The sequence below is a fragment of the Mesorhizobium sp. M7A.F.Ca.CA.002.05.1.1 genome, assembly GCF_003998335.1.
Taxonomy (GTDB): domain Bacteria; phylum Pseudomonadota; class Alphaproteobacteria; order Rhizobiales; family Rhizobiaceae; genus Mesorhizobium.
In genome coordinates, this window is record NZ_RZQI01000632.1 from 1 (window position 1) to 3540 (window position 3540).

The 3540-nt window shown below is 63.0% G+C and carries 3 protein-coding genes; 2 read left to right on the forward strand and 1 reads right to left on the reverse strand.

The window, feature by feature from the left end; genetic code table 11:
- On the reverse strand, nt 1-1348 hold a 1348-nt coding region (locus EN939_RS25490), incomplete at its 3' end, for a ShlB/FhaC/HecB family hemolysin secretion/activation protein (RefSeq protein WP_164751213.1).
- Nucleotides 1349-1719: 371 nt separating this feature from the next.
- On the opposite strand from EN939_RS25490, the gene EN939_RS25495 reads away from it, so the two are divergent.
- Both EN939_RS25495 and EN939_RS25500 read left to right on the forward strand, forming a co-directional pair.
- Nucleotides 1720-2583 (forward strand): hypothetical protein, encoded by an 864-nt coding sequence (locus tag EN939_RS25495; protein WP_164748799.1) that lies wholly within the window; start codon nt 1720-1722, stop codon nt 2581-2583.
- Nucleotides 2584-2737: 154 nt separating this feature from the next.
- On the forward strand, nt 2738-3540 hold an 803-nt coding region (locus tag EN939_RS25500; RefSeq protein WP_127270564.1), incomplete at its 3' end, for a hypothetical protein.

Below are 3540 nucleotides of genomic sequence, written 5' to 3' on the forward strand. Positions count from 1 at the left end.
GGCTGTAGCTGGCCGAGATCTCCAGCTTCTGGAAAGCGGCGTCGGCGCCCTGGCGCGACAGCGGCAGCAGCGGCGTCGCATCGGCGGCCGAGCGCGCGCCGAGCCCATCGATACCAAAAGAGGCAACGACGTTGCCGATGAAGACGCCGCCAAGCGGTGTGAACCAGGTGCCATCGAGACCGAGCCGGGCAATGCGCAATCGGTCCTCGGCGATCGGCAGCGAAATCGGCGTCACCGCGTCGAGCGTGTCGTTTTGCACGTCGAATGACAGTTCGGTGCTGATCGTAAGCGCGCGGCTGCGTATCCAGGGATAGCGAAGCCGCGCCGAATAACGCTCGAAAGCGCTGCCGAAGCCGAGCGTGCCGGGCTCGGCTGTCGGATTGGCCTGCGTGCGGCTGGCTTCCAGGTTGAGCGTCAGCCCGTCATAGCCGATCGGCACGACGATGCCGGCGGCATAGTTGCGATTGCGTGGGCCATCCGTGAACAGGCCGCTCTCGCCGCCATCGGGGTAGCCGCCGGCCCTGACATAGACGAGTTCGCCGAGGCCGAGCAATGAGTTGAAATCGACGCCGATGCCCGTAGACCAGCGCTGCAACGATGGCGATAGCGAGTTGTCCCCGGTCATTTGGCCGCCGATCGGGCGATATTTGCCGTCGATGACCAGCACGCTTGCGCCTTTGGCCGAGCCTGCCTGCAAGGTCGAGCGCAGCCGGGCGCCGGGCGTATCGCCAGCCAGCAGCAGCTTGCGTTCGATCGCCGACAGCTTGATGCTTTTCTGTCCAACGAGCGGCGCCAGCGTTGCCTCGACCCGCCCGCGTATGCGCTCGGGCAGATTGCTGGTGTCGATCCGTTCGAGAAAGCCATCGACGACGACCAGCCGGAGTCTTGCGCCGTCGTTGAGCTTCTGCGCCGGCAGCACCACCCGCACCAGCGCATAGCCGGCCCATCCATATTCGGTTTCGAGTTTTCGCGCCGCGGCAAAGATTTCCGCCGCCGTCACCGTGCGGTGCGCAAGGCCGGCAACGATCTTGCGTGTTGCGTCAGCCATGTCGGGCAAGCCGCCTTCGACGCTGACATCCCCGAGCTTGACCTTGAGCTTCCCGGCACCCGCCGGCGCTTCGAGGCCCACACCTTCGGGAATGGAAACACCTGCCGTGTTGGCTGCCGGCGGCGGCCGAAAGCTGGGCGGCGTGATCTGGCTGGCTGTCTGCGCGAATGCGCCGGCTTGAAGCCACAGGCACGCCGAGGCAACAAGCAGGATCAACCATCCCCCACGGGCTGCCAGCTCACCGAAAACTGGGTGACAGTCGTTATCCCTGCCAACCGCGATCTTGCTTGTATACTTCACTCAATCACTCGTCCTTCGAGGTAGAGTTCGGCAAAGCTTCGCCACCGCGCGAGATTTCATCGCTCGTTAATTGGCTTCTGCTTTCGAACTCATTTCCGGGAAGGCGTGCCCCCGCCGCTCGGATGTCGCGGAAACTATGCCGCGCTCTGGTGAACGTCAATTCAACGGGCGGCCGTCCGGCTGACTATTATTGGGAGGGGTTTTCCAAAGCGTAGCAACCGGTTAGCGGACCCCACCATGAACCGGTCGTGGCCTGCCCCATGTTCGGGTTGGGCTTGCTCTTCGCATTCGGTGCCTCTGGACACAGCTGTCGAAGGCTGGAAAATGTGGACGCGACTCCGCTGTTGGAGTTAACTCGGAACATGAGGAGGATGGCGCTGAATCTGGAAGACATTGCCGGCCATCCGGCCCTGCATCGCTGTGTCCAGGCACAGTCGTTGGCGCTGATCGACATCTATGAAACGAGCCCGCGACTGGCTTCCATTTTCGCCACGCAGCAGCGTTGGCTGATGGGTCATGTCGGCCTTGCCATGCATTTCAGGCGCGATCCGCACGACCGCCGCAAGGAGCTGACGGTATCGCGTTTCATCGAGTTCGTACACCAGCACGCGGTGGCCAGCCGCAACACGGCGGACGCTTTCATCAAGGAGATGCTGCACTATCATGTCGCCGAGTATGTTTCGGGTGGCGACGGGCGCACGCACCCCTTGCAGCCAACGGCGGCAACCGTGCAGACTTTCACCGGCTGGGTCCTTGCTCATCTGCAGACGCTGGATCATCTCGATGGTGCCGACCGGCTGGCCAGGTTCCTTGAGCGGCCCGACATGGTTGCCAGGCTGCAGCCTCTGGTCGCGGACGGCCTGCTTGCCTCCAAGCCGGTGCGTGAGCCCAACCAGACCTTTTCGCTGTTCATCTGGCTCAACAATGGCGGCATTGTCATGGACTGGCTGATGTCGGGCATCGACCCCGATCATGCCGGCCTGGACCGGATTCCGACCAGCGTGGTTTCGATCGGAGATTTCGCCAGATGGCTCAAGCTGTCGCGGACCCACCTCGCCCGCAAGCTGCGCGCTGCCGAGGAACTCGGCAGCATCGGCTGGCTCGGCCAGCGCGGCCATTCGGTGATGTGGGTGTCGAACACCTTCTACCAGGAGTACATGACCGTCCAGGCCGCCAAGCTGGCCATTGTCGATGCGGCATTCGCCGCCTGTTTTCCAGTCCCGGAAGACCGCTGAGGGTCGGCGCGATCGACATCTGCCCGGACCGAGAACATTGTCTCCTGGCGATCATAACCTGTTATAGACAGGGCGCGTCTGGACACGGGCCGTGAAGGCTGAGAATGTGATCTGCGTCTTCGTGGCCGTAAGGCTGGATCGGAGCATGGGGGGAATGACGCAGACCTTTGACCATATTGCCGGTCACCCGGCATTGCATCGCTGTGTCCGTGCCCAGGCGCAGGCGATGATCCAGGCCTATGGGATGAACCCGAGGCTCGCCTCGATATTTGCCACCCAGCAGCGCTGGTTGATGGCGCATATCGGCCTTGCCCTGCATTTCAGACGGGAGCCCGATGATTACCGCAAGCAGTTGACGGCGGCGCGTTTCATCGACGTCATCCGGGAGAATTCCGTCGCCAGCCGCAACACCGCCGACGCCTTCCTCAAGGAGATGCTGCATTACAATTTCATCGAGCACCTGCCGGCAACACAGGACGGCCGCATCCGCCCCATTCAGCCAACGGTGAACACGCTGGAGACGGTTGCCGGCTGGATGATGGCGCACCTGCACACGCTGGACAGTCTCAACGGTGCGAACCGTCTGGCGACGTTTCTGGAGCGGCCCGATGCTCTCGCCAGGGTGCAGCCGCTGGTGGCCGACGGCCTGATCTCCTCCAGCCCCGTGCGCGAGCCCAGGCAGACCTTTTCGCTGTTCACCTGGCTCAACAATGGCGGCGTCGTCATGGACTGGCTGATATCGGGCGTCGATCCCGACCATGCCGGCCTCGCTGAAATACCGACCGGCGTCGTCTCGATCGGCGATTTCGCCAAATGGCTCAAGCTGTCGCGAACCCACCTGGCACGCAAACTGCGGGATGCTGAAGACCTCGGCAGCGTTGGCTGGCTTGGCCAGCGCGGCAATTCGGTGATGTGGGTGTCGGGCGATTTCTACCGGGAATACATGACCGCCCAGGC

Excerpts from the sequence above, each read along its gene's own strand:
- EN939_RS25495 (WP_164748799.1), top strand. The coding sequence starts at position 1,720 with ATGGCGCTGAATCTGGAAGACATTGCCGGCCATCCGGCCCTGCATCGC.